The sequence below is a fragment of the Burkholderia sp. HI2761 genome, assembly GCF_002223355.1.
In the GTDB taxonomy this organism is placed as follows: Bacteria; Pseudomonadota; Gammaproteobacteria; order Burkholderiales; family Burkholderiaceae; genus Burkholderia.
This window is the reverse complement of sequence record NZ_NKFN01000004.1, coordinates 1,859,667-1,881,862: the sequence shown is the minus strand read 5'-3', so window position 1 is coordinate 1,881,862 and position 22,196 is coordinate 1,859,667. Positions and strand designations below refer to the sequence as shown.

Genomic DNA, 22,196 nt, shown 5'->3' with positions numbered 1-22,196 from the left:
AGTTCTGAGCGGAATCAGGTGGCCGCATATATTGCGAGCCAGATAGGGCAGAACGCGCAGTCCGTGCAGACCACGGCAAAGTCGCATTTGCGTTGCTCGAGGCGCAACCGATACCGCCAAAGAGCCCGCCGCCCGAAGGCGCCCGCGTGCGCATGAAAAAAGGCCTTCATCTGGCGATGAAGGCCTTTTACTTTGGGGGTGCCCGGCTAGGGACGCCCGGTCAGGGAAGCCCGGCTAAGTGCGCCGTGGCTATCGGCGACGACGGGACGCGCGCACGTTACTTCGCTTTTGCGCCGGGCTCCGTCACGAAGCCGAGCTTCGTCAAGCCGCCAGCCTGCGCGTCCGACATCACTTCCGCGACGTGCTCGTACGCCACCTTGCGGTCCGCGCGCAGGTGCAATTCCGGCTGCGGCGTGCGTTTCGCGGCTTCCGCGATGCGTGCCTGAAGCTGTTCGCGCGTGACCGTGTGGTCGTCCCACAGGATCGTGCCGTCGCCCTGGATCGCGACGTCGACGGTCTGCGGCTTTTCGTCGACGGGCTGGCTGCTGGCGTGCGGCAGGTCGATCTTCACCGCATGCTGCATCGCCGGGATCGTCACGAGAAAAATGATGAGGAGTACGAGCATGACGTCGACGAGCGGCGTCATGTTGATCTCGCTCATCACGGCATCGTCGTCATCGTCGCTGAAACCGGTGTTCATGGCCATGGATCACCTCGTCTCAGCTGGCGGCGCGCGATGCGAGACGCAGGCCGTCGCGCGTCGACGACGACGCGAGGCTCGCGCCCGTCACGAAGTACGCGTGCAGGCCGTGCGCAAAGCGGCGCAGCTTGCTGACGACGCCCTTGTTCGCACGGGTCAGCGCGTTGTAGCCGAGCACCGCGGGAATCGCGACGAACAGGCCGAAGGCCGTCATGATCAGCGATTCGCCGACGGGGCCCGCGACCTGGTCGATCGACGTCTGACCGGTGGCGCCGATTGCGAGCAGCGCGTGGTAGATCCCCCAGACCGTGCCGAACAGACCGACGAACGGCGCCGTGCTGCCGACCGATGCGAGGATCGCGAGGCCACTCTGCATGCGCGAAATGCCTTCGTCCATCGTGTCCTTCAGGCAGCGCGTGACCCAGTCGGATACGTCCATGCGATCGTGCAGGTGCGGTTGCGTCTGATGGTGGTGGTCGGCGGCTTCCTTGCCCGACAGCGCGAGCGCGAGGAACGGGTTGTCGTTCGGCGTCGATGCGGCGAGGCCGAGCTTCTTGATGCCGTCGTCGAAATTGTCGGAATGCCAGAATGCCTGTTCGGCATTCTTCGTGAGGCGGTTCAGGCGGATCACGTTCCAGCCTTTGACGACGATCACGATCCACGACAGGACCGACATCACGAGCAGCGTGATCGCAATGGCGCGCGTGACGAAATCACCTTGCGCCCAGACGTGCGCGATACCGTAGCTTTGCATTTTTTGTTTCCTTTGAATCTTCCGGATGAGGCAGGTTAGTCGGTGAGCCCGAAGCTGTAGGGCTGTGTGCGGGCGGCGCGGATCGCCTGGCCGTTCTCGATATACGGACGGCAGGTGGTCGAGCGCATCGCGTCGAGTGCGGCATCGTCGAGGCGCGGATAGCCGCTGCTCTTCTGCAGATCGATGCTTTCGATCTTGCCGGTCACGCCGACGACGAAGTGAACATAGGCGGTGCCCGATTCGCCGCGGCGGCGCGACATCGACGGATAGTCGGGCTTCACGAAGTTGCATTGAAGCGTCGGCACGTTCTTCGGCGCGCTGACCTGCATCGTTTCGCGCGCCGGGCCCGGCGTGGCGGCCGGTGCCGCGGGAGCGGGCGCGGCGGGCGCAGGTGTCGGATCGGCGGCCGGCGCGGGCGTGGGCGACGGGGCCGGCGACGGCGCGACCGGTTGCGGAGTCGGCTTCGCCGCCTTCTGCACCGGCTTCGGCTCGACCTTCGGCTTCACGCGCGGTACGGGCTTCGGCGGCGCGGGCTGCGGGATCGACTCGGCCGCGACCTGCTGCGCGATCGGCGCAGGCGTGATGAGCTGCGCGGTGATCGTCTGGACCTCGACCGATTTCGGCGGCGGCGGGTTGCGATGGAGCCACGCGGCCGCGAGCATGACCGCGTGTGCGGCAAGCACACCGACCGCGACGACGATCACTCGGGGATTCATACGTGGTGCAGCCGGCATGGCGCCGGCAGGAGCGAGATGCGAAGCCTGCATGTTAGCTTGAAAGAACGATGTCGCACCCGGGGCGCGGCGGGTGAATCGGCATCACTTGCGGAAGATCAGCAGCGAGATGCAAACGGTGGTTACGAATCCGATCAGCAATTCCATCACAGGCTCCTTGGCAGGTAAGCCGTTGGCTCGCGAAGACGGTGGCTTGCTGACGGTCAAAACAAAAAATGCGGCCTGGGCCGCATGCGCACACTCGGTGCCGCTCAGGCCGCCTTGCGGTCGTAGAACGTGACCGGGATCGGATGCGCATGATGCTCGACACCGCACCGGCTCGCGCAGACGCCTTGCTCGGCCATGAGGTCGCGTACGGACTCCTCGCACTTGCCGCAGCACGTGGCCACGCCGAGCTCGAACTGGAGTTCGTCGAAAGAACTCACGCCCTCGGCGAGGGACGCGCGAATCTTGCGATCGGAAACAGACTTGCACACGCAGACGATCATGATGAGTTGCGATAGCTAACGTTAATGCGAATTATTATCATTAATTTTGCGGGCGTTGACAAGCCTGGGTCGGGCTTTTTTTAAGGTCATCGGACCCTTGAATCGGTGAGGGCGGCCGAGCCGCTCCGGGAGGTCGGCGTGCCGGGCCGCGTCAGGCGGTCGTGCAGGCGCGCGCGTTCGGCGAGGAAATGGTGACGGATTCGACCGGCGTATCGAGGCCGAGCAGCGTCGACGCGAGCGCGCGCAGTTGCAGGCCGTCGCTCGTCGAGCAGAAGCGCGGCGGCGCGGCATGCGTGCCGGCCGGCGCGCGCAGCCCGCGTTCGTCGAGCACCCGCGCGAGCTGGCGGGCGATGGCATCGCTCGTGTCGACGATCGTCAGGCGCTCGCCAACAATGTCACGAATGGTTTCCGTGAAGAACGGGTAGTGCGTACAGCCGAGCACCAGCGTATCGGCGCCGTCGTCGAGCATCGGCTGTATGTAACGCTCGAGCAACGCGCGCAACGCGGGCGAGTTCGTGTCGCCGCGTTCGATCGCCTCGACGAGCCCGTGGCCGGGTTGGCAGATGAAGCGACGGCCCGCGCCGTAGCGGTCGAGCAGCGCCTGGAAGCGCGGGCTGTTCAACGTCGATTGCGTGGCGAGCACGCCCGCGACGCCGGTCGCGGACAGCGCGGCGGCCGGCTTGATGCCCGGCTCGACGCCGACGAGCGGGATCGACAGGCGTTCGCGAATGGCCGCGATCGCCCGTGCCGTTGCCGTGTTGCACGCGATGACGAGCGCTTTCGCGCCTTCGCGGGCGAGCCACTCGCCGATCGCCAGCGTGCGTTCCGTGATGAATGCCTCGTCGCGCGGGCCATACGGCGCGTGATGCGAGTCGGCGACGTAGACGAACGATTCGTCGGGCAGATGCGCGCGTGCAGCACGCAGCACCGACAGGCCGCCGAGCCCCGAGTCGAAGATGCCGACCGGGGCGGCGGCGCGCGGCGCGGTAGCGGCGGACGGATTCGTCATCGTCGGGCGGGCGGCGGGCCGGCGGGTGGCACGATTACTCGGCCGAACCCATCATCGTTTGCTGATAGTTCTGCAGGCCGACCTTGCCGATCAGGTCGATCTGCGTTTCGAGCCAGTCGATGTGCTCTTCGGTGTCGTCGAGAATCTTTTCGAAGATCTCGCGCGACACGTAGTCGCGAACCGATTCGCAGTAGGCGATCGCTTCCTTGCAGGTGGACTGCGAGATCTGCTCGAGCTTCAGGTCGCACTTCAGGATCTCTTCGGTTTCCTCGCCGACGAGCAGCTTGTGCAGGTCCTGCAGATTCGGCAGACCGTCGAGCATGAACACGCGCTCGATCAGCCAGTCGGCGTGTTTCATTTCGCCGATCGACTCGTCGTATTCGTGCTTGCCGAGCTTGTCGAGGCCCCAGTGCTTGTACATGCGCGCATGCAGGAAGTACTGGTTGATCGCCGTGAGTTCATTCTTCAGTTGGGCGTTCAGATATTCGATGACTTTTTTGTCGCCTTGCATGGCTGTTCCTTGTTCAGTGGGGCTTCAGAAACCGAACGATAATCGCTCGAACGGGAAAAGCCAAGCCTCGGAGCCTTGTCGGGCCTGCCTTTTGCGTGTAATGAGACTCAGCCTCGAACAACCGGCCGCGCACAATAATGAGAATGAGAAGTAAAAAGGCCGGACTTCCATCCGGCCTTTCGTTCGATCGCGCTTATGCGGTCGCGACCGGGATCTTGCCGATCTTCGCCTGCCATTCCTTCGGACCCGTCTGGTGCACCGACGTGCCCGACGAATCGACGGCGACCGTCACCGGCATGTCCTGCACGTCGAACTCGTAGATCGCTTCCATGCCGAGATCTTCGAACGCGAGCACCTTCGCGCCGCGGATCGCCTTCGACACGAGATAGGCCGCGCCGCCGACCGCCATCAGGTAGGCCGCCTTGTGCTTCTTGATCGCGTCGATCGCGACCGGGCCGCGTTCCGCCTTGCCGACCATCGAGATCAGACCCGTCTGAGCGAGCATCGTCTCGGTGAACTTGTCCATGCGCGTGGCTGTCGTCGGGCCGGCCGGGCCGACCACTTCGTCGCGCACCGGATCGACCGGGCCGACGTAGTAGATCACGCGGTTCGTGAAGTCGACCGGCAGCTTCTCGCCCTTCGCGAGCATGTCGGCGATGCGCTTGTGCGCGGCGTCGCGGCCGGTGAGCATCTTGCCCGACAGCAGCAGCGTCTGGCCCGGCGCCCAGCTCGCGACTTCTTCCGGCGTCAGCGTGTTCAGGTCGACGCGCTTGCTGGTTTCCGTGTTCGGCTCCCACTGCACCTTCGGCCAGGCGTCGAGCGACGGCGCTTCAAGCTTGGCCGGGCCCGAGCCGTCGAGGACGAAGTGCGCGTGGCGCGTGGCCGCGCAGTTCGGGATCAGCGCGACCGGCTTCGAGGCCGCGTGCGTCGGCGCCGCCATGATCTTCACGTCGAGCACGGTCGCGAGGCCGCCGAGACCCTGCGCGCCGATGCCGAGCGCGTTGACCTTCTCGTGCAGTTCCACGCGCAGTTCCTCGACCCAGTCCTTCGGGCCGCGCGCGATGATTTCCTGGATGTCGATCGGCTCCATCAGCGATTCCTTCGCCATCAGCATCGCCTTCTCGGCGGTGCCGCCGATGCCGATCCCGAGCATGCCGGGCGGGCACCAGCCGGCGCCCATCGTCGGGACCGTCTTCAGCACCCAGTCGACGATCGAGTCGGACGGGTTCAGCATCACGAACTTCGACTTGTTTTCCGAACCGCCGCCCTTCGCCGCGACCTGCACGTCGACCTTGTCGCCCGGCACGATCTCGTAGTGGATCACGGCCGGCGTGTTGTCCTTCGTGTTCTTGCGGGCGCCTTCCGGCGGGTTGACGATCGACGCGCGCAGCACGTTGTCCGGGTGCGTGTAACCGCGGCGCACGCCTTCGTTGATCATGTCGGTGAGGCCCATCGTCGCGCCGTCCCAGCGCACGTCCATGCCGACCTTCACGAAGATCGTGACGATGCCGGTGTCCTGGCAGATCGGGCGCTTGCCTTCCGCGCACATGCGGCTGTTCGTGAGGATCTGCGCGATCGCGTCCTTCGCCGCCGGGCTCTCTTCCAGCTCGTACGCGCGGCCGAGGGCCTGGATGTAGTCGAGCGGGTGGTAGTAGCTGATGTACTGCAGCGAATCCGCGATGCTCTGGATCAGGTCTTCCTGTTTGATGACGGTCATGGCTCAGACTCTGTGGGGACAGTGGGGAATGGTTTGCCGACGGTTCAGGCCGCCGGTCGGGACGCCGCGGGCGCATGCGTCTCGTGGAAATGGGCCGGATGCGTGTGCGTCGTCAGGCGATCGACCCACGCCATCACGAGCGCCGACACGAGGAACGACACGTGGATGATCACCTGCCACATGATCGCGTGCGTCGTGTGCTGGTCGGGGTTGATGAAGGTCTTCAGCAGGTGGATCGACGAAATGCTGATCAGCGCCATCGACAGCTTGACTTTCAGCACGCCCGCGTTCACGTGGTCGAGCCATTCGGGCTCGTCGGGGTGGCCCTCGATGCCGAGCCGCGACACGAACGTTTCATACCCGCCGACGATCACCATGATCAGCAGGTTCGAGATCATCACCACGTCGATGAGGCCGAGCACCGCGAGCATCACGCTGACTTCGTCGAGGCCGGTGGCATGCGACAGCAGGTGCCAGACTTCCTTCAGGAACAGGAACACGTAGACGGCCTGCGCGACGATCAGGCCGAGGTAAAGCGGAACCTGGAGCCAGCGACTCATGAAAATCAGCGCGGGAAGCGGGCGAAGCGGGCGACGGGCGGGGCGGCCGGGCGAATGCGGGGCGGACATGATGGAGGGTCGGGCGCGGTGCGCAGGTATCGGGGGTAATCTTGAAAAGGCGCGCTATTGTAACGCGTCGGCCGGCGCGGCTGCAGCGACGCGCCGGCACGGCGGGGACGGATCAGGAGGCGGCGGCCGGCACGCTTTTCACGCGCAGGCTCGCAAGCACGATGCCGGCGACGACGCATGCGAGCGCGATGCCATGCGCGAGCGTCGGGCGCTCGCCGAGGAACGCGATGCCGTACGCGGCCGCGGCGATCGGCAGCACCGCGCTGAACACGCCGGCGAGGCTGCCCGGCACGTGCCGGATGCCCTTCATCCACAGCCAGAACGAGAAGATGCTGGCCGACAGCCCGTACCAGACGACGAGCGCCCAGGTGCCGGCCGGCACGCTCGCGTAATCGAAGCGCCACAGCGCCGTCGCACCGAGCGGCAGCATCAGGAACAGGCCGAACAGGTGGGTATAGGCGCAGATGTCGATCGGTGCGAGCGTTTGCGTGAGCCGGCGCGACAGGATCACGTAGATCGATTCGCAGCACACCGCGCCGAGGATCAGCAGGTTGCCGGTCAGCGAGCCGGACGCGTCGCCCTGCGCACCGTGCCCGGCCGCGCCGCCGTTGGCGAGGTTGATCGTCACGACGCCGGTGATCGCGAGCGCGATCGACACGAGCGCACGGCCGTTCGGTTTTTCACGCAGGATCAGCCACGCGAACAGCGCGACGATCGCCGGGATCGTGCTCGTGATGACGCCCGCGGCCACCGCGCTCGTGCGCTGCACGCCGTTGAGCATCAGCAGCGTGAACATGAAGGTGCCGAAGAAGGCCTGCAGGAACAGGTTCAGCCATTCGCCGCGCTTGACCGCGCGCATCTTCGCGACGCTGAACAGCGGCCACAGCACGGCGATCGCGATCACGAAGCGCAGCGTGGCGAGGATGGCGACGGGGACGAATGCAACGATGGATTTACCGATACCGACGTTGCTGCCGACGAACAGCATCGACAGGATGAGGAAGAGGGCGTAGCGATTCAAGCTGGAATCCGGAAGGCGAGTTCAGTTAGGATTGTAGGGTCGCGGTTGTAACAGCGTAAAGCTGACTCGATGCGGCGCCGCCCGGCGCACGAAACGGCCATGCCGCGTAAGTGACGGGTAAGTTGGAGCGCTTATCGTGGAAACCGCCGGACCGCAGGTCGCGTTCGCGTGATGTGGTGCGGTGCAGCATCGTGCGCTGGCCTTCGCGGCCGCGTGCGGGTGGGTGGGAGACAGCGGCGCGCAGGCGCCGGCCAAGACGCGCGGCGCGCACGATCGCGCCGCCATGCAGAGGATTCATGTTCACCAAGGGGTAGTCGATGTCTGCGATTGAATCGGTTCTTCACGAAACCCGTCAGTTCGCGCCGCCCGCGGCGCTCGAGAAGACGGCGACCATTTCCGGCATGCCGGCCTATCGCGCGCTCGTCGCCGAGGCCGAGCAGGATTACGAAGGCTTCTGGGCGCGCCTCGCGCGCGAGGGCCTCGCGTGGCACAAGCCGTTCACCAAGGTGCTCGACGAGAGCCAGGCGCCGTTCTACAAATGGTTCGACGACGGCGAGCTGAACGCGTCGTACAACTGCCTCGACCGCCACGTCGAGGCCGGCAACGGCGAGCGCGTCGCGGTGATCTTCGAGGCCGACGACGGCTCCGTCACCCGCGTCACCTATGCCGACCTGCTCGCCCGCGTGTCGCGCTTCGCGAATGCGCTGAAGAAACGCGGCATCGCCAAGGGCGATCGCGTCGTCATCTACATGCCGATGTCGATCGAAGGCATCGTCGCGATGCAGGCCTGCGCGCGCATCGGCGCGACGCACTCGGTCGTGTTCGGCGGCTTCTCCGCGAAATCGCTGAACGAGCGCCTCGTCGACGTCGGCGCGGTCGCGCTCGTCACCGCCGACGAGCAGGCCCGCGGCGGCAAGACGCTGCCGCTCAAGAGCATCGCCGACGAGGCGATCGCGATGGGCGGCTGCGAAGCGGTCAAGAGCGTGATCGTCTATCGCCGCACCGGCGGCAAGATCGACTGGCATGCCCAGCGCGATCTGTGGATGCACGAGCTCGCCGACGGCGAATCCGAGCGCTGCGAGCCGACCTGGGTCGGCGCCGAGCATCCGCTGTTCATCCTGTATACGTCGGGCTCGACCGGCAAGCCGAAAGGCGTGCAGCACAGCACGGGCGGCTACCTGCTGTGGGCCGCGCAGACGATGAAGTGGACCTTCGACTGGAAACCCACGGACGTGTTCTGGTGCACGGCCGACATCGGCTGGGTCACGGGCCATACGTACATCACCTACGGGCCGCTCGCGTGCGGCGGCACTCAGGTCGTGTTCGAGGGCGTGCCGACTTATCCGGACGCCGGCCGTTTCTGGAAGATGATCGACGATCACAAGGTCACCGTGTTCTACACCGCGCCGACCGCGATCCGCTCGCTGATCAAGGCGGCCGAAGCCGACGACAAGGTCCATCCGAAGAGCTATGACCTGTCGAGCCTGCGCATCATCGGCACGGTGGGCGAGCCGATCAATCCGGAAGCGTGGATGTGGTACCACAAGCACGTCGGCCACGAGCGCTGCCCGATCGTCGACACGTGGTGGCAGACCGAAACCGGCGGCCACATGATCACGCCGCTGCCGGGCGCCACGCCGACCGTGCCGGGCTCGTGCACGCTGCCGCTGCCGGGCATCACGGCCGCGGTGGTCGACGAGACGGGCCAGGACGTGCCGAACGGGCAAGGCGGGATTCTCGTCGTCAAGCGGCCGTGGCCGGCGATGATCCGCACGATCTGGGGCGACCCGGAGCGTTTCAAGAAGAGCTATTACCCGGAGGAGCTCGGCGGGCGGCTGTATCTCGCCGGCGACGGCACCGTGCGCGACAAGGAGAGCGGCTACTTCACGATCATGGGCCGGATCGACGACGTGCTGAACGTGTCGGGCCACCGGCTGGGCACGATGGAGATCGAGTCGGCGCTGGTGTCGCACGAGCTGGTGGCCGAGGCGGCGGTGGTGGGCCGTCCGGACGACACGACGGGCGAGGCGGTGGTGGCGTTCGTCGTGCTGAAGCGTTCGCGCCCGGAAGGCGACGAAGCCGCGGCGCTGGCGAAGACGCTGCGCGACTGGGTCGGCAAGCAGATCGGGCCGATCGCGAAGCCGAAGGACATCCGCTTCGGCGACAACCTGCCGAAGACGCGCTCGGGCAAGATCATGCGGCGCCTGTTGCGCTCGCTCGCGAAGGGCGAGGCGATCACGCAGGATACGTCCACGCTCGAGAATCCGGCCATCCTCGAGCAGCTCACCGAAGTGCGCTGAGCATCCGGTTGCGCGTTACGCGCACGAGCCCCTGCGCGGCAATCCCGATTGCCCGCGCAGGGGCTTTTTGCTACATAACGGCATGACCGTTCCGACCCGTTCGGCGCCTGCTGCGCCACCCCCCGTTCCCGAGCCGCTCGCGCGGGCGCACGCACGCTACTGGCGCTTCAACGTCGCGCTGATCGCGGTGCTGATGGTGATCGGCTTCGCGGTGTCGTTCATCGTGCCGTTCTTCGGGCCTGCGCTCGCCGGCGTTCGCTTCGCCGGCTTCAGCCTGCCGTTCTATGTCGGCGCGCAGGGCGCGATTCTCGTGTACCTCGTGCTGATCGTCGTCTACATCGGGCTGATGCAGCGCGCGGACCGCACGCTGCGCCGCGCGTACGACGAGCATGCGGCACGCGCCGGCCACGCGAACGGCGGCGCTGATTCATGCTGACGCATCGACTGATACGCGCGTACGCGCTCTACACCCTCGGGTTCCTCGGATTCGTGCTGCTGATGTGGCGGATCGAGCGCGCGATGGGCTCGGGCGTGTGGATCGGCTACGTGTTCCTGTTCGTGCCGATCGCCGTGTACGCGGTGATCGGGTTGTTGTCGCGCACGTCCGATCTCGTCGAGTACTACGTGGCCGGGCGGCGCGTGCCGTCCGCGTTCAACGGGATGGCGACCGCGGCCGACTGGCTGTCGGCCGCGTCGTTCATCGGCCTGGCCGGCTCGCTCTACGCGACCGGTTACGACGCGCTCGCTTACGTGATGGGGTGGACGGGCGGGTTCTGCCTCGTCGCGTTCCTGCTCGCGCCGTACGTGCGCAAGCTCGCGCGTTACACGATTCCCGATTTTCTCGGCACGCGCTTTTCGAGCACGGCCGTGCGCGCGCTCGCCGCCGGCGCGGCGATCCTGTGCTCCTTCGTCTACCTGGTCGCGCAGATCCAGGGGATCGGCCTGATCGCGACGCGCTTCATCGGCGTCGATTTCGCGATCGGCATCTTCTGCGGGCTCGCGGGTATTCTCGTGTGCTCGTTTCTCGGCGGGATGCGGGCGGTCACGTGGACGCAGGTCGCGCAGTACATCATCCTGATCAGCGCGATCCTGATTCCGGTGTCGCTGATCGCGATGAAGAATGGACTCGGCCCCGTGCCGCAGTTCAATTACGGCAAGCTGATGGAGCGTGTCGCGGCGCTCGAGGCACAGGTGCGCGACGCGCGCGACGAGCAGCAGGTGCGCGATGCGTACCGCCGGCAAGCCGCGGATATCCAGACGCGGCTCGACCGGTTGCCGGCGTCCCATGCGGACGCGCGCCGGCATCTCGTCGACCAGCTTGCGGACCTGCGGCGTCACAACGGGCCGCTGCGCGAGATCAGCCAGCGCGAGCGCGAACTGGCCGATTTCCCGCGCGATCCGGCGGCGGCGCGGGTGGCGTGGACGCAGGCGCGTGACGAGCTGCTCGCGCGTGCCGAGCCGCCCGTGCCGATGCACGAGCCGTTTCCGGCCGCGAGCGAAGACGAACGCAAGCCGCGCGAGCGGAATTTCCTCGCGCTGCTGCTGTGCCTGTCGCTCGGCACCGCGAGCCTGCCGCACATCCTGACGCGCTACAACACGACCACGTCGGTCGCGTCCGCACGGCGCTCCGTCGGCTGGACGCTGTTCTTCATCGCGCTGTTCTACCTGAGCGTGCCGGTGCTCGCGGTGCTGATCAAGTACGAGATCCTCGCGAATCTCGTCGGGCGGCCGTTCGCCGAATTGCCGGCGTGGGTCACGCAATGGCATCACTTCGAACCCGACCTGATCAGCGTCGTCGAGGTGATTCGCGACGGCATCGTCCACTGGTCGGAAATCCAGATGCAGCCGGACATGGTCGTGCTGGCCGCGCCGGAGATCGCGGGGCTGCCGTACGTGGTGTCGGGGTTGATCGCGGCCGGTGCGCTGGCCGCGGCGTTGTCGACCGCGGACGGGCTGCTGCTGACGATTGCGAACGCGCTGTCGCACGACGTCTATTACTGCATGGTCGCGCCCGATGCCACGAGCCAGCGGCGCGTGACGATCTCGAAGGTGCTGCTGCTGGGGGTGGCGCTGTTCGCGTCGTATGTCGCGTCGCTCAATACCGGGAAGATCCTGTTTCTCGTCGGCGCCGCGTTTTCGCTGGCGGCGTCGAGCTTCTTCCCGGTGCTGGTGCTGGGCGTGTTCTGGAAGCGCACGACGACGCGTGGCGCAATTGCGGGGATGGTGACGGGGTTGGCCGTGTGTGTGTACTACATCGTGTCGACTTATCCGTTTTTCACGCAACTGACCGGGTTCGCCGGGCACGCGTGGTTCGGGATCGAGCCGATCAGCTCAGGCGTGTTCGGCGTGCCGGCGGGGTTCGCGGTGGCGATCGTGGTGAGCCTGTGCGACAAGCGGCCGGATGAGTACACGCGGGCGCTGGTGGATTACATTCGGCATCCGTGAGTGCGGGGACGGGCGGAGGTGGGACGGGTCGGCGCCCCAAATGAAAAGCCCCTTGATGTATCGGGAAATCAAGGAGCTTCGTGCATTCTGGCGGAGAGAGGAGATTCGCCCACACAAGCGCGGGCCGCGGATTCGCTTGCAAGCGAATCCCTTCGAATCCCCCGCGCAAGCCGAACCATCGGCTTGCTTTTCTCCGGAAACGAAAATGCCCGCTGGCGCGGACATCGAATACTGGCGGAGAGAGGGGGATTCGAACCCCCGATAGGCTTACACCTATACACGCTTTCCAGGCGTGCGACTTAAACCACTCATCCATCTCTCCGGAAGACCGAGAGTATAGCAAACTCTGGCGGCGGCCCGCCACTCCCTTCCTCGCCCTTGGGAAATCTGTCGTCATCGACAGTCACACCGAGCGCGGGGCGCCCTACGGCGCCTAGCCCGCATTGCACGTGGTGTCCGGTGCGACTCGAGACAACTGGGTACCGTTCACGGACGGCAGCGCACAGCCTCCGAGCGGGCGTCGGGACGGACATACAATCATGTGAAGTCCGCATTCGCCGTAACAAACCGACCGTACCGGTTGCGGCCTGTCGGGCCGATCATGATGACGATGCCGACCGTCCGCGCCGCTATCTTTAAAAGGAACGCCACGCCATGTCGCTCTCCACCTTGCTCGCCTTTGCGCTGATCCTGTCCGTCGGTGTCGCGACGCCCGGCCCGACGGTATTGCTCGCAATGAGCAACGGTTCGCGGTACGGATTGCGTCACGCGATGATCGGCATGCTCGGCGCCGTCACGGCCGACGTCGTGCTCGTCGCGCTGGTCGGCTTCGGCCTCGGCGTGCTGCTCGACGCGTCGGAAGCGGCGTTCGTGACGCTGAAGCTGCTCGGTGCGGCGTGGCTCGCCTACGTGGGCATCCGGATGCTGATGTCGAGCGGCGGGGCCGCGGCTGCGCAGCCATGCGTGCCCGCGACGCCCGATCGTCGGAGCGCCTTTCTGAAGAGCTTCTTCGTCGCGATGAGCAACCCGAAGTACTACCTGTTCATGTCCGCGCTGCTGCCGCAGTTCGTCGATCGGTCGCATGCCATCGCGCCGCAGTACGCGATTCTCGCGGCGACGATCGTTGCGATCGACGTCATCGGAATGACCGGTTACGCGCTGCTCGGCGTGCATTCGGTTCGCGTATGGAGGGCCGCGGGGGAGAAGTGGCTGAACCGGGTCAGCGGGGCGCTGCTGCTGATGCTCGCGGGGTATGTTGCGCTGTATCGCAAGGCCGCGAACTGAAGCGGCGATGCAACGGGATATCGGCATGCCGAAGCCGGCGCGGCGATGAAGCCGATCGATCGCTTTACGCTCGAGACGCACGACGGTCCTTACGACTCGTGGCCGTCACGCACACATGTGCTCATGGGCGGTGTGCGTTCCGGTCTCGCCGTTTCCGGTTACGTGCTGCTTCGCCAGTTCGAGACGCCGACCGCGTATCTCCTAGTCACCGACTATGACTGCCCGTTCGAGGAAGCCGTCACATTCACGCTCGTGTCGAAGGATCCGCTGAAGGTGCGAGCACAACGCACGGTCGGCGCGATGTATGCGTCGTGCCATCTGGACGTCATCACGTGGGCCGACTACCGGCATTTCAGCGCGACGTTCGTGGATATCGACGGACGATGGAATTTCACGATTCGTGACCTATCCGTGCCGTTCATCCTTCCCCGGCTCGGCATGAATCACGTACCGGGCCGATAACGCGCGATCGGCGCCTCACGCGTGCTTCGCCCGCGCACATGCGCTGTCTGAAATCCGCAAGAAACCGGTGATTTCATTTTTCTTTCATATTGATCAGACATGTAAGTTTGAATGTGCCCGAATCTTGCGTGATCAACATGCATGACGGTAGGCGCCGGCGGCGGTCGAGCGTCGCCTCCACGCACTTCATTACAAATAGTATGGAAATTGAAAGAATTCCTTCCCTTGACGCGCCGCCCCGTCCCCCTTTATTGTCCGTCTGCCGCCCGTGAGAGAGCACGACGGCAACCGCGCAAGCGCGCCTTGCGCGCACGACAACACGTAGCAAAAAGCAGAAAAGGAAACGTGGTAGCCACATGAAGCCGCTATTCGACGACAACAAATCCGATGCGGTCAGCGCTCGTCCTTCCACTCCGTCCTTGTCGCCCGTCGCCGTGCCAGCCGCCGTCGCCCACGGCGCCAACGCCGTCGTGCCGGCAGCGCAGCCGACGGAACACGCGCGCCTGATCACCGTCGACGAGATCGACCAGCTCGGCGCGACGCAGGGCACGCGGATCGCCGCCTTCTCCCAGCAGATTCTCGCGAGCGTCCGTGCATCGGACGCCGACCAGTTCGGCGACAAGCTCAACGAACTGATCACGACCGCGAAGGGGCTCGACCCGCGCGGCGCCGACAAGGGCGGGCTGCTCACGCAGGTCACGCGGCTGTTTCGCTCGACCAAGGAGAAGCTGCTGTCGCAATACGAGTCGGTGAGCAAGCGGATGGACACGCTCGTGGTCGAGCTCGAAAACCATGCGCAGCGCCAGAAGGCCGGCATCGACGAGCTCGAGCGGATGTACAACGACAACTACGCGCTGCACCAGGAGCTCGCGCAGTCGAAGGCGCACGGCGAAACGGCGCTCGCGACGCTGCGCGCGCATCTCGCGGCCGGCCAGCAGCCGGCAGACGACGCATTCGCCGCGCAGCGCCTGCTCGACGTGAAGCGCAAGGTCGACGCGCTCGAGAGCAAGCTCGACGACCTCGACCGCGCGATGCTGATGTCGAAGCAGCTCGCGCCGCAGATCCGGATGGAGCAGGACCAGAAACGCACGCTGACGTCGAAGTTCATGACGATCAAGACCGTGCTGATCCCCGCATGGACCAACGCGTTCGCGCTCTATCTCGAGCAGCTCAGCACGAAGCGCGCGGCGGCGCTCGCGAACGCGACGTACGACGCGGCCGACGAAGCGATCCGCGCGCAGGCCGACCTGAATCGCCAGAACGCGCAGGAAGTCGCGAAGCTCGGCCAGCGTCCGGTGATCTCGACCGACACGTTCGAATACGCGCAGCAGCAACTGTTCGGCGCGTTCGACGACGTCACGCAGATCATCGCCGACGGCCGCCGCCAGCGCGAGCAGGACGCGCCGCGCCTGCGCCAGCTCGAACAGGACCTGATCACCCGATTCGCTCCGAAGCACAACTAAGAGAACTGAGAGAACACCGCATGATTACGCTTGAGAAACGCGCGGCGAAGGTCGCGATCGTCCTCGAAAAACGTCAGCTCCTGAAGCCGCCCGTCGTGCGCGTCGGCGCGGCGCTCGACATCTCGGGCTCCGCGAAGCCGCTGTACCAGTCGGGCGTGATCCAGGAGACGCACGACCGGATTCTCGGCATCGCACTGAAGTTCGACGACAACGGCGAAGTCGACACGTGGACCTTCACCGAAGGCTACGACCGCCTGCCGACCGCGACGCCGGACAACTACGGCTCGTACATTTCCGACCATGTGCTCAACGCGCGGATCGACAAGTGGGGCGGCACGCAGTACGCGCCGGTGATGAACGACATCGTCGACTTCTTCTTCCGCGCGCCGGAGCCGAAGCGAGTGGAAAAGCGCGGCTTCCTGAGCCGGCTGTTCGGCGGTGCGGACGACACGTCCGCGCCGGCCGCTTCGGCGCCCGTGAACGGCCATCTGCCCGCATGGGTGCTGTTCGTCACCGACGGCCAGAACCCGAAGAACGACCGCAAGCGGGTGCGCCAGTTGCTGACCGAATCGCAGCATTTCCCGTTGTACTGGTCGCTCGTCGGCGTCGGCGATCCGAGCGAATTCGATTTCCTCGCGGAAGTCGCGGACGAAATGCCGAACGTCGGCTTCTTGCATCTCGAATCGCTCGACCTCAGCGACGAACAGATCTACGAACAGCTGATCACGCAGGAATTCTGCGACTGGGTGCGCGCGAAGTAAGCGCGTGCCGCTTGCCCACTTTTCTGAACTCGATTACCCCATCATGTTGAAAGACTTCAAGATCCCGTTGTCGCTCACGGCGCTCGCGCTGATCGCGGCCTATCTCCTCGGCGGCGTGAAGGACATGCTGATCGTCGCGGTCCTGTGCGTGCTCGAAATTTCGCTGTCGCTCGACAACGCGGTCGTCAACGCATCGGTGCTCAAGAACTGGTCGGAGAAGTGGCGCAACCGCTTCATGGTGTTCGGCCTGCCGGTCGCGGTGTTCGGCATGCGGCTCGTGTTTCCGCTGCTGATCGTCGCGGTGATCGGCCACATCGGCCTGTGGGACGCGCTGACGCTCGCGATCGAATCGCCGGACAAGTACGCGGCGGTGCTGACGTCCGCGCATCACGAGGTGTCGGCGTTCGGCGGCGCGTTTCTGCTGATGGTGTTCTTCAAGTTCATGCTCGACACCGAGAAGGACGAGCACTGGATCGGCTTCCTCGAAGGCCCGATGCGTCATCTCGGCCGCATCACCGCGCTGGAAGTGGCGCTGACGCTCGCGATCGTGATCGTGGCGTCGTTCTACGTGCCGGCGACCGAGCAGGTCAGCTTCCTGCTCGCGGGCGCGTTCGGCGTGATCGGCTTCGTGATCGCGCACGGCGTGGGCGACCTGGTGGGCGGCGAGGACACGGGCACGCGCGTGGTGCGCGAAGGCGTCGCGGGTTTCATGTATCTGGAAGTGCTCGATTCGTCGTTCAGCTTCGACGGCGTGATCGGCGCGTTCGCGCTGTCGAACAACATCTTCCTGATCGCGCTCGGCCTCGGCGTCGGCGCGGCCTACATCCGGGAGATGACGCTCGTGCTGCTGAAGAAGGGCACGCTCGCGCAGTACCGCTTTCTCGAGCATGGCGCGTTCTGGGCGATCGGCGCGCTCGCGACGATCATGTTCCTGGGCGTGAAGTTCGAGGTGCCCGAGGTCGTCACGGGCCTGATCGGCGCGGCGATGATCGCCGCGGCCGTGTGGTCGTCGATCGTCGTGCAGCGCAAGGAAAACCGCGCCGCGGTGGCGAGCAAGTAAGCGCGTCACACGGCGCGACAACCATCAACGAAGGGGCCGCCGCGCGCGGCCCGGCATCGCCGCCGGCACCACGGCGGTTCCAGCAGAAGAGGTTCAGATGATCAATTTGTCGAAAGGCGGTCGCGTCAACCTGTCGAAGGAAGCGCCCGGCACGCAGAAATTCCGCATCGGTCTCGGTTGGGACGCGAACGCGACCGACACGGGGACGGATTTCGATCTCGACGTGTCGGTGTTCCTGTGCAAGTACGACGCGCAGAGCAATCCGAAACTGATCTCGGATCAGCATTTCGTGTTCTACAACAGCGAAGTGCGCACGATGGAGCGCAAGGAAACCTTCATCCAGCCGGGCGACGATTTCCCGAAGCGCGGGATGCCTTCGTCGAAGTGCATGGGTGTCGTGCATAGCGGCGACAACCGCACGGGCAGCGGCGACGGCGACGACGAAGTGATCTTCATCGACATGACGAAGCTCGCGGCCGACGTCGAGGAAGTCTCGGTGGTGGTGACGATCGACCAGGCCGAGGCGCGCCGCCAGAATTTCGGGCAGGTTCGTAACAGCTACATCCAGATCGCCGACGAGGTGTCGGGCACGGTGATCGCGAAGTACGCGCTCGAGGAAGACTTCTCGATGGAGACGTCGGTGCAGGTCGGCAGCTTCTATCGTCGCGACGGCCACTTCATGTTCAAGGCGGTCGGCGCCGGCTACAACCGCGGCCTCGGCGATTTCGTCCGGGCGTACGGCGGCGCGGTCTGACTGGCGGCAGCCCGCCGCGCGGAAGCCCGCCGCGCCGGGCAGGAAGCAGCGATGACGAATCCGTCCGACGAGCCGAAGCGGCTCGAGTTCGATACGACGCCCGAGCACACGCCCGGGCGTCTTGCGTTCGACGCGCCGGCCGCGCCCGGTGCGCCGGTCGCGCGTGCGCCGGCGCGGCCCGCCCCTCAGGCGCTCGACTTCGGGCCGGCGCCCGCGTCCGATCCAGCGGTGCGTACGGCGCCCGCCGATGCGGTCGGCCGCGCGCTGTTCGGCGAATCGAATCACCCGCAGCTTGAAGCGTGCTTCCGCGCCGCACAGGCCAGTTGTCCGAATCTCTATCCTGAGTACGCGCCGCGTATCGAGCGGCATATCCGGCAACTGGTGCCGCTGAAGCTCGCGACGGTCGCGACGATCGGCGACGGCGCGCTGGAGACGGCCGGCAACCTCGTCGAGGCCGTCGCGGCGACGACGCGCGAATTCAACGAGCTCGGCGCGGCCGACATGATGGCCGGGATGCTCGCGCAGGCGACGCGCAAGGCCGGCATGTTCGAACGCTGGTTCGGTGCGGCATCCGGCCATGTCGACTACCGCGCGGCGCTCGGCGCGCTCAAGCAGTCGCTCGGCTTTTTCCCGCGCCGTACCGAGGAACTCGCCGCGAAGGTCCGTCATGCGGAAGAGAACCTCGTGGTCGTGCTCGCCGCGCTGAGCGCGGTGTCGGACGTCGTGCGGGCGCCGGACGATGCGGGCGTCGAGCGCACGCTGTTCGATCGCCGCAACATCGTCGGGCAGGCCGTCCAGCAGATCCGGATGCAGCCGGCGCAACTGCGCGGGCTCGACGAGCGCGTGACCGACCTGCTGTCGCGCGCCGATCACCTGATGAACGTCGTGCTGCCGGCGGCGCTGGCCGCGCGGCCGCCGCGCTGAGCGAACCGATAAGACCGCACGCGCTTCGACGCGCGGTCTCGTGTCGGTCGATACGGTTTGGCGCGCGCGGCCGCGAGTCTGCTATCTTCCCGGGCATCTCATCGCTTTCCCGCCGATTCTCCATGACCGACCGCATCGTCGCCGCCTTCGATTTCGACGGCACCATCACGACTACCGACAGCTTTCGTCATTTCGTCCGCCACGCGGTCGGCACGCCGCGTTTCGCGTGGGCCGGGCTGCGCGCGCTGCCGTGGATCGTCGCGATGAAGGCCGGGCTGCTGTCGCGCGGCGACGCGAAGGCGAAGTTCGCGTCGTTCGCGTTCGGGCCGATTCGCGAAGACGTACTCGACGCGCAGGCGCGCGGGTTCGTCGACACCTATCTGCCGAGCCTCGTGCGTCCGGAAATGCTCGACCGTATTCGCGAGCATCGCGCGCGCGGGCATGAAGTCGTGCTGGTCAGCGCGTCGCCGTCGCTGTATCTGGAGAAGTGGGCGAAGTCGGCGGGCTTCGATGCCGTGCTGGCGACGCGGCTCGCGTTCGAGCGCGGCGTCTTCGTCGGGCGGCTCGACGGCGAGAACTGCTGGGGGCCGCAGAAGGTCGTGCGGCTGCGCGGATGGTGGGGCAACCGGCCGCCGAAGCAGTTGTTCGCGTACGGCGACAGCCGCGGCGACAAGGAGATGGCCGAGCTCGCGAACTGGTCGTGGATCCGCGGGCAGGGGCCGATGCCGCCGATCGGCGATTGACGAAGCGCCGAAGCGCCGATGTGCCGCGCCGCCGACGTTACGCGTCGGCCTGCGCGTGGGGCGTGCCGCGTGACGGGCGATAGCCGCCCCAGCGATTCGCGCGCGCGAACGTGCCGACGTCGTTGAAGCGCACGCCGACTTCGCGCAGCGCCGCATGCGCGGTGCGCGCGGTCAGTTGGCGGATGTAGAACGGATCGCGCACCACGAAGTGGTGGATCGCGTGCGTGCTGCCGAAATTGAAGCAGAACAGCTGGAACGGCAGCATCCACCACGGGTTCAGCACCTGCGTCTGCTGGATCACGTTGCGCGAATCGATGTCGCCGAAATAGTGCATGTTCGAGCTGACGAAGTTGATGCAGAAGCTGCGCACGAAGTTCGGCCCGAGCCACACCACGGCCAGGAAATCGACGGCGCGCATCACCCGTTCGACGACGGCGGGCACCGCCACCGCATAGCCGAACGCATGCAGCGCGAACAGGCTGACGTGATAGACGACGAACGCGTGCCACAGCGTGTAGTACAGGTGACCGACCGGCATGTAGGACGACACCTGCTCGACGCGCAACTGCAGGCGCTCGGACGGATCCTGCACCGGCTGCGCGGCCACGTACTGCTTCACCTTGCGGCGCATCGCGGCCGGCCGGAGCACGACGGCGAGCATGCCGTCCGCGATCATCAACAGGCGCTTCACCCCCAGCGTTCGCCGTTGGTGATGCCGAATTCCTCGAGATCCGATTCGCCGCCCGACACCTTGTGGTGATGCAGGTGCATGCGCCGGCGCGTCCACGGGTTGATCGTGCCGGGCCGCGTGAGCCAGCACAGCGCCATCATCAGGTGATACGCCCACGGCGTCTTCTTGAAGTACATCAGGTGGATCAGGTCGTGCTCGAGTTCGTGGATCAGCGACGTGACGAACGCGGCGAGCGGCAGCGCGACGTACCACGCGATCGCGCCGCGCGCATACAGCCATGCGATCGCGAGCATCGCGCTCACCGACACGGCCATCACGGTCGCGCCGACGAGGTTCTGATTGTCGAGCAGCGGAAAGCGCGCGCGGATCGCGTCGCTCGCGGCGTTGACTGCGCGGCGGACGTACGCGACCTTGTCGGCATCGTTTCGAAAGACGGTTCGTGCGGGTTGGCTCATCGACCGGAATCCGTGCGGGAAAGAGTAGGGCGCAATGCCGATGTGACAAGCATAGGCGTGTGCCGGAGCGCATGCGAGGGCCGTCGGTGCCAATGGTGGTGTCATTTCGGGCCACATTGGGCGGCAGTCCGGTGTGCGATGCGCCGGTGCATGGCTAGAGTGCCGCCGCGGTGTCATTTCGGGCCAGCGACGCTACAATCCGCCGAAACCGCCCGGAGTGAGCCGCAATGGTCCTGTCCGTTCCGGATGCCGCGCGCCAGTTGAACAAGGCGACGGTGTCGTCCGCGTATGCGTTGTTCATGCTGATGCTGGCCGAGGAGCGCGGCATCGACGGGGGCCGCATTCTCGCCGGCTCGGGCGTCGAGCGCGGCCGGCTCGCGCAGCCCGATGCGCGCATCACGCCGCTGCAGCAGGCGGCGATCGTGTTCAACCTGCTCGACGCGACCGACGATCCGTCGATCGCGATCGAGATCGGCTTGCGCAGCAGCCTGACGAAAGCGGGGCTGATCGGCTTCGGGCTGATGAGTTGCGCGACGCTCGGCGAGGCGATCGCGCTCGGCATCCGTTACCTGCCGACGCGCGTGCCATTCTTCTCGGTGCGGCTCGCGCAGCTCGACGGCATCGTCGACATCGACGTGCTCGAAGCGTTTCCGCTCGGCCGGCTGCGCCAGTTCGCGGTGGAAAACTTCCTGGTCGAGACCGCGATCCTGTTCAATTCGCTGCTGTATCCGACGCCGGGGCGCACGCTGCAGTCGCGTGCCGAACTCCATTTCGAATGGCCCGAGCCGCCGTGGTTCGACCGTTATCGCGCGCGGCTGCCGCGCTGCCATTTCGATGCGAGCGCGAACCGCATCCGCTGCGACGCCGCGCTGCTCGACGAGCCGATCGGCACCGCGAATGCGCAGACCGCGCAGATGATCGTCCAGCAGTGCGAGGCGGAACTCGCGCGGCTCGGCTATGCGGAGAGCATCGTCGAGCGCGTGCGCAACCTGCTGATCTGCGGCGAACGCGGCTATCCGTCCGTCGACGACGTCTCGCGCGAGTTGCACGTGTCGGCGCGCACGCTCAAGCGCAAGCTCGCCGAATACGGCGCGACCTATTCGGCGCTGCTCGACGAGATCCGGCTGCGCGACGCGCTGCGGCTGCTCGAAGGCACGCGGCTGCCGGTCGACGAGATCGCGGCGCGCGTCGGCTATACCGACCGTGCCAATTTCACGCGCGCGTTCAAGCGCTGGACCGGCGTTGCGCCGAGCGAGCGGCGCTGAACGCCGCACCCGCATCGGCGTGCCGG

At 66.1% G+C, this 22,196-nt stretch carries 21 protein-coding genes, 1 tRNA gene and 1 pseudogene; 12 read left to right on the top strand and 11 right to left on the bottom strand.

The features are described 5' to 3' along the window. Positions 1–277: 277 nt before the first annotated feature. From CFB46_RS15620 to CFB46_RS15580, 9 genes are all read right to left on the bottom strand, one after another. The gene (locus tag CFB46_RS15620) at positions 278–706 is read right to left on the bottom strand and encodes an ExbD/TolR family protein (protein ID WP_006478310.1); all 429 of its coding nucleotides are present in this window, start codon (positions 704–706) and stop codon (positions 278–280) included. Between the two features lie 13 nt (positions 707–719). Next, positions 720–1,454: a MotA/TolQ/ExbB proton channel family protein gene (locus tag CFB46_RS15615; protein WP_027784946.1), complete on the bottom strand. Its 735-nt coding sequence runs from the start codon at positions 1,452–1,454 to the stop codon at positions 720–722. A gap of 35 nt (positions 1,455–1,489) precedes the next feature. Beyond that, a complete protein-coding gene (locus tag CFB46_RS15610) occupies positions 1,490–2,221 on the bottom strand; it encodes an energy transducer TonB (RefSeq protein WP_089500354.1) in 732 nt (243 codons plus the stop codon). Positions 2,222–2,439: 218 nt separating this feature from the next. Next, positions 2,440–2,676 carry a (2Fe-2S)-binding protein gene (locus tag CFB46_RS15605; protein ID WP_011885486.1) on the bottom strand — a complete coding sequence of 79 codons (237 nt, stop codon included), beginning with the start codon at positions 2,674–2,676 and terminating at the stop codon, positions 2,440–2,442. Positions 2,677–2,827: 151 nt separating this feature from the next. Then, on the bottom strand, positions 2,828–3,685 hold the full coding sequence (murI, locus tag CFB46_RS15600; protein WP_089500353.1) for a glutamate racemase: 858 nt from the start codon (positions 3,683–3,685) through the stop codon (positions 2,828–2,830). A gap of 34 nt (positions 3,686–3,719) precedes the next feature. After that, positions 3,720–4,196 (bottom strand): bacterioferritin, encoded by a 477-nt coding sequence (bfr, locus tag CFB46_RS15595; RefSeq protein ID WP_006478315.1) that lies wholly within the window; start codon positions 4,194–4,196, stop codon positions 3,720–3,722. A 193-nt stretch (positions 4,197–4,389) separates the two neighbouring features. Beyond that, positions 4,390–5,913 carry a fumarate hydratase gene (locus CFB46_RS15590; RefSeq protein WP_006762441.1) on the bottom strand — a complete coding sequence of 508 codons (1,524 nt, stop codon included), beginning with the start codon at positions 5,911–5,913 and terminating at the stop codon, positions 4,390–4,392. 44 nt (positions 5,914–5,957) lie between these two features. Continuing rightward, positions 5,958–6,542, bottom strand: coding sequence for a TIGR00645 family protein (locus CFB46_RS15585; RefSeq protein WP_027784942.1), 585 nt, complete (start codon positions 6,540–6,542; stop codon positions 5,958–5,960). 112 nt (positions 6,543–6,654) lie between these two features. Beyond that, positions 6,655–7,563, bottom strand: a complete 909-nt coding sequence (locus CFB46_RS15580; protein WP_089500352.1) for a DMT family transporter — start codon at positions 7,561–7,563, stop codon at positions 6,655–6,657. A 317-nt stretch (positions 7,564–7,880) separates the two neighbouring features. Here CFB46_RS15580 and acs point away from each other — a divergent pair, with 317 nt between their 5' ends. The 3 genes from acs to CFB46_RS15560 all read left to right on the top strand — a co-directional run bounded on the left by acs (position 7,881) and on the right by CFB46_RS15560 (position 12,308). Further along, positions 7,881–9,863: an acetate--CoA ligase gene (gene acs, locus CFB46_RS15570; protein ID WP_089500351.1), complete on the top strand. Its 1,983-nt coding sequence runs from the start codon at positions 7,881–7,883 to the stop codon at positions 9,861–9,863. An 82-nt stretch (positions 9,864–9,945) separates the two neighbouring features. Beyond that, positions 9,946–10,299, top strand: coding sequence for a DUF4212 domain-containing protein (locus tag CFB46_RS15565; protein ID WP_089500350.1), 354 nt, complete (start codon positions 9,946–9,948; stop codon positions 10,297–10,299). Further along, complete coding sequence (locus tag CFB46_RS15560; RefSeq protein WP_089500349.1) at positions 10,293–12,308, top strand: sodium:solute symporter family protein; 2,016 nt, start codon at positions 10,293–10,295, stop codon at positions 12,306–12,308. Before CFB46_RS15565 ends, CFB46_RS15560 begins: the two co-directional genes overlap by 7 nt. A gap of 232 nt (positions 12,309–12,540) precedes the next feature. Here the strand turns inward: CFB46_RS15560 and CFB46_RS15555 are convergent. After that, positions 12,541–12,630, bottom strand: a tRNA-Ser gene (locus CFB46_RS15555). 332 nt (positions 12,631–12,962) lie between these two features. On the opposite strand from CFB46_RS15555, the gene CFB46_RS15550 reads away from it, so the two are divergent. The 8 genes from CFB46_RS15550 (at position 12,963) to CFB46_RS15515 (ending at position 19,759) form a co-directional block, all read left to right on the top strand. Then, positions 12,963–13,592, top strand: a complete 630-nt coding sequence (locus CFB46_RS15550; RefSeq protein ID WP_089500348.1) for a LysE family translocator — start codon at positions 12,963–12,965, stop codon at positions 13,590–13,592. Between the two features lie 45 nt (positions 13,593–13,637). Continuing rightward, positions 13,638–14,054, top strand: coding sequence for a hypothetical protein (locus CFB46_RS15545; protein ID WP_089500347.1), 417 nt, complete (start codon positions 13,638–13,640; stop codon positions 14,052–14,054). Positions 14,055–14,410: 356 nt separating this feature from the next. Beyond that, positions 14,411–15,517: a toxic anion resistance protein gene (locus CFB46_RS15540; protein WP_089500346.1), complete on the top strand. Its 1,107-nt coding sequence runs from the start codon at positions 14,411–14,413 to the stop codon at positions 15,515–15,517. Positions 15,518–15,537: 20 nt separating this feature from the next. After that, positions 15,538–16,278 carry a VWA domain-containing protein gene (locus tag CFB46_RS15535; RefSeq protein WP_089500345.1) on the top strand — a complete coding sequence of 247 codons (741 nt, stop codon included), beginning with the start codon at positions 15,538–15,540 and terminating at the stop codon, positions 16,276–16,278. A 43-nt stretch (positions 16,279–16,321) separates the two neighbouring features. Next, entirely contained in the window at positions 16,322–17,338 is a 1,017-nt protein-coding gene (locus CFB46_RS15530; protein ID WP_027784929.1) for a DUF475 domain-containing protein, read from the top strand. 97 nt (positions 17,339–17,435) lie between these two features. Further along, positions 17,436–18,092, top strand: coding sequence for a TerD family protein (locus tag CFB46_RS15525; protein ID WP_089500344.1), 657 nt, complete (start codon positions 17,436–17,438; stop codon positions 18,090–18,092). Between the two features lie 51 nt (positions 18,093–18,143). Continuing rightward, positions 18,144–19,016 (top strand): hypothetical protein, encoded by an 873-nt coding sequence (locus CFB46_RS15520; RefSeq protein WP_089500343.1) that lies wholly within the window; start codon positions 18,144–18,146, stop codon positions 19,014–19,016. A gap of 122 nt (positions 19,017–19,138) precedes the next feature. Next, the gene (locus CFB46_RS15515; RefSeq protein ID WP_089500342.1) at positions 19,139–19,759 is read left to right on the top strand and encodes an HAD family hydrolase; all 621 of its coding nucleotides are present in this window, start codon (positions 19,139–19,141) and stop codon (positions 19,757–19,759) included. A gap of 37 nt (positions 19,760–19,796) precedes the next feature. On the opposite strand, the pseudogene CFB46_RS15510 reads toward CFB46_RS15515, so the two are convergent. Further along, a pseudogene (locus tag CFB46_RS15510) lies at positions 19,797–20,905 on the bottom strand (fatty acid desaturase). A 227-nt stretch (positions 20,906–21,132) separates the two neighbouring features. Between CFB46_RS15510 and CFB46_RS15505 the strand changes: the two are divergent. After that, positions 21,133–22,170, top strand: coding sequence for an AraC family transcriptional regulator (locus CFB46_RS15505; protein ID WP_089500341.1), 1,038 nt, complete (start codon positions 21,133–21,135; stop codon positions 22,168–22,170). Positions 22,171–22,196: the final 26 nt, after the last annotated feature.

Coding starts and splice junctions, on each gene's coding strand:
- CFB46_RS15620 (WP_006478310.1), bottom strand. CDS start 706: ATGGCCATGAACACCGGTTTCAGCGACGATGACGACGATGCCGTGATG.
- CFB46_RS15615 (WP_027784946.1), bottom strand. CDS start 1,454: ATGCAAAGCTACGGTATCGCGCACGTCTGGGCGCAAGGTGATTTCGTC.
- CFB46_RS15610 (WP_089500354.1), bottom strand. CDS start 2,221: ATGCAGGCTTCGCATCTCGCTCCTGCCGGCGCCATGCCGGCTGCACCA.
- CFB46_RS15605 (WP_011885486.1), bottom strand. CDS start 2,676: ATGATCGTCTGCGTGTGCAAGTCTGTTTCCGATCGCAAGATTCGCGCG.
- murI (WP_089500353.1), bottom strand. CDS start 3,685: ATGACGAATCCGTCCGCCGCTACCGCGCCGCGCGCCGCCGCCCCGGTC.
- bfr (WP_006478315.1), bottom strand. CDS start 4,196: ATGCAAGGCGACAAAAAAGTCATCGAATATCTGAACGCCCAACTGAAG.
- CFB46_RS15590 (WP_006762441.1), bottom strand. CDS start 5,913: ATGACCGTCATCAAACAGGAAGACCTGATCCAGAGCATCGCGGATTCG.
- CFB46_RS15585 (WP_027784942.1), bottom strand. CDS start 6,542: ATGTCCGCCCCGCATTCGCCCGGCCGCCCCGCCCGTCGCCCGCTTCGC.
- acs (WP_089500351.1), top strand. CDS start 7,881: ATGTCTGCGATTGAATCGGTTCTTCACGAAACCCGTCAGTTCGCGCCG.
- CFB46_RS15565 (WP_089500350.1), top strand. CDS start 9,946: ATGACCGTTCCGACCCGTTCGGCGCCTGCTGCGCCACCCCCCGTTCCC.
- CFB46_RS15560 (WP_089500349.1), top strand. CDS start 10,293: ATGCTGACGCATCGACTGATACGCGCGTACGCGCTCTACACCCTCGGG.
- CFB46_RS15550 (WP_089500348.1), top strand. CDS start 12,963: ATGTCGCTCTCCACCTTGCTCGCCTTTGCGCTGATCCTGTCCGTCGGT.
- CFB46_RS15545 (WP_089500347.1), top strand. CDS start 13,638: ATGAAGCCGATCGATCGCTTTACGCTCGAGACGCACGACGGTCCTTAC.
- CFB46_RS15540 (WP_089500346.1), top strand. CDS start 14,411: ATGAAGCCGCTATTCGACGACAACAAATCCGATGCGGTCAGCGCTCGT.
- CFB46_RS15535 (WP_089500345.1), top strand. CDS start 15,538: ATGATTACGCTTGAGAAACGCGCGGCGAAGGTCGCGATCGTCCTCGAA.
- CFB46_RS15530 (WP_027784929.1), top strand. CDS start 16,322: ATGTTGAAAGACTTCAAGATCCCGTTGTCGCTCACGGCGCTCGCGCTG.
- CFB46_RS15525 (WP_089500344.1), top strand. CDS start 17,436: ATGATCAATTTGTCGAAAGGCGGTCGCGTCAACCTGTCGAAGGAAGCG.
- CFB46_RS15520 (WP_089500343.1), top strand. CDS start 18,144: ATGACGAATCCGTCCGACGAGCCGAAGCGGCTCGAGTTCGATACGACG.
- CFB46_RS15515 (WP_089500342.1), top strand. CDS start 19,139: ATGACCGACCGCATCGTCGCCGCCTTCGATTTCGACGGCACCATCACG.
- CFB46_RS15505 (WP_089500341.1), top strand. CDS start 21,133: ATGGTCCTGTCCGTTCCGGATGCCGCGCGCCAGTTGAACAAGGCGACG.